The organism is Fictibacillus sp. NRS-1165, from assembly GCF_050468105.1.
Taxonomy (GTDB): domain Bacteria; phylum Bacillota; class Bacilli; order Bacillales; family Fictibacillaceae; genus Fictibacillus_C; species Fictibacillus_C terrinigri.
Genome location: NZ_JBDPNU010000097.1, coordinates 1 through 1,995, shown reverse-complemented (window position 1 = coordinate 1,995; position 1,995 = coordinate 1). Strand labels below are relative to the sequence as shown.

General features: G+C 44.1%; 2 protein-coding genes and 1 pseudogene. All 3 read right to left on the bottom strand.

Annotated elements, in window-relative coordinates; genetic code table 11:
• Positions 1 to 18: 18 nt before the first annotated feature.
• Positions 19 to 606 carry a YhcN/YlaJ family sporulation lipoprotein gene (locus tag ABHN01_RS24455; protein WP_429877700.1) on the bottom strand — a complete coding sequence of 196 codons (588 nt, stop codon included), beginning with the start codon at positions 604 to 606 and terminating at the stop codon, positions 19 to 21.
• Positions 607 to 693: 87 nt separating this feature from the next.
• Positions 694 to 1,686 (bottom strand): phosphotransferase, encoded by a 993-nt coding sequence (locus tag ABHN01_RS24450; RefSeq protein WP_429877699.1) that lies wholly within the window; start codon positions 1,684 to 1,686, stop codon positions 694 to 696.
• A pseudogene (locus ABHN01_RS24445) lies at positions 1,676 to 1,995 on the bottom strand (hypothetical protein); the annotation flags it as partial. The gene ABHN01_RS24450 and the pseudogene ABHN01_RS24445, both read right to left, overlap by 11 nt.

Genomic DNA, 1,995 nt, shown 5'->3' with positions numbered 1-1,995 from the left:
TGACTTTCTGGACAGCCCCTAACGGTTGTTTTCGAAAGGACGTTTTACTGCATCTCCTAAGTTGGTGCCGGCATTTCCGATATCAGCCATGATTCCTTTAATATCAGAGCTGACTTCATCAGTTGTCTTGCCATCACGCAGATTATTATCTACGTTAGTGATTCGATTCACGATAGAGTCATCAGTTGTTACGCGAACATCCCGATTGGGAACCAGTTTTTTCACTTCTCTATACACTCTCTTATCGACAGCGGTCTTATCGTTTTCACTGGTATCTATCCCGACAATGACGGTGTTATCATTCAAAATAACGTGAGCATCGTCTACATTGTTCATCCTGTTGACCCTGTTTCTGATCTTCTCGGCAAGTGCACCATCGTAGTCTTCATGATACGTTACATTATGATCGGTACGGTTATTATCCATCATGTCTGTCACTGGGCCTTTGCTGCGGTCCAAATCCCCGCGGTTGTCACCCTCGTTGGAATAATATCCGATTGGCCTAACATCATTATCGTTCCGGTCAAGGGCACCTTTGTTATTGTTACAGCCCACAAGACCGGCTGTTAATGCTAGAACTGTCATTCCGCTCAGTATGATCTTCAATGCAAAAACCTCCTTTCACCACTAGAATGGCAATCGGAGGCTCTTTTTACTCTGTTACATACCGGTAAGACATATAATTTCTGGATATTACCTGGGATACATGACCAATTTTTCCTGAACGGCTTTGATAAATTTTCTCCGAAACGGAAGGTCCTCTTCTGTGAAGGTAGTCATTTCTTTGATCTGTTCTTTTCCTGCTTCAAATGCTCGATTCCATTCCCGATAGAGGTCGGTTGGAAAAACCAAGGCGATCAAGAACCATTTTTTTCGAAGAAGCGCTTCCAGCTCTGGATCTTCACATTTTCGCAATATGGATGGAGACCAATCCCAGTATGGCATGATTCGGTTTACATACTGTAAAATATCATAATCATGCGGGACAATAGAAAACAGATCATAATCAATCAGTATGACTTTGTCCCCCTTTAAGCGCATAAAGTTATGAGGCGCCACATCCCCGTGACACACTTCGCCCTTTTGTCTTGCCTGTAGTTCCATTCTTTCCAGCTCTTTTCGGTTAAGATGGTTTAAAGACCATTTCCCCCAACCGATCATTTCCTGAAAAGCTTTACTCATCTCTTCAGACACATAATGCTTTTTACTATTTCTTTTAAAGGCATTGAAACGTTTGGTCCATTTTTCAAAAAGAGAATAGCTGGAGAGTAGAGAGAGATAAGAGTCCGACTGAAAAATGCTCTGCCGGTGGAAACTCCGAATAGCATGGATGCCGTCTCTTACATCTTTTTCGTCATTGAGATCCAGCTCATCGCCCTTATAAAACGGCATGATCCCCCAATACATATTATCGTAAAAATGTGTTTTTCTTCCGGTTGGGAAGGCGGTATAAATTCCCATCATGGGATCCGGCTGCTCAGAATACCAGCGTGACAGTTTCAGCTGCTCCAGACATTCTTCCTTCCGTGAGAACCCTTTTAAAACATAAACGCCTGCTTTTGTTTCTATGATACAGACATTATATTTCACAAAATAATGGTTTTTTACATCCAAGCCTTTTTCGGTGAGGCTATTTAAGAAGAGACGCTTTCTTCTGAAACCGTCTCCGTATGAATTATTCTTCATCTTCATCTTGGCTGTCTGACGAGCCGTCGCGTTGTTGTGCTTGTGTGTATGGATTCGGCATTCCTTGCATCTGGCCCATCTGCCCTTGCTGTGATGGATAACTGCCATAAGATCCGCCGGACATATCCCCATACCCCTGTGAACCTTGGGCAGGTGGATATTCACCATACATTTGTTGAGCCGGCATTCCCTGACTCATCGGCTGACTCCCATACTGGCCTGAATTTCCATATCCCATCTGCTGGCTTCCGCCATATGGCTGGCCTTGCATTCCTTGGCCCATCGGCTGGCTTCCGCCGTATGGCTGGC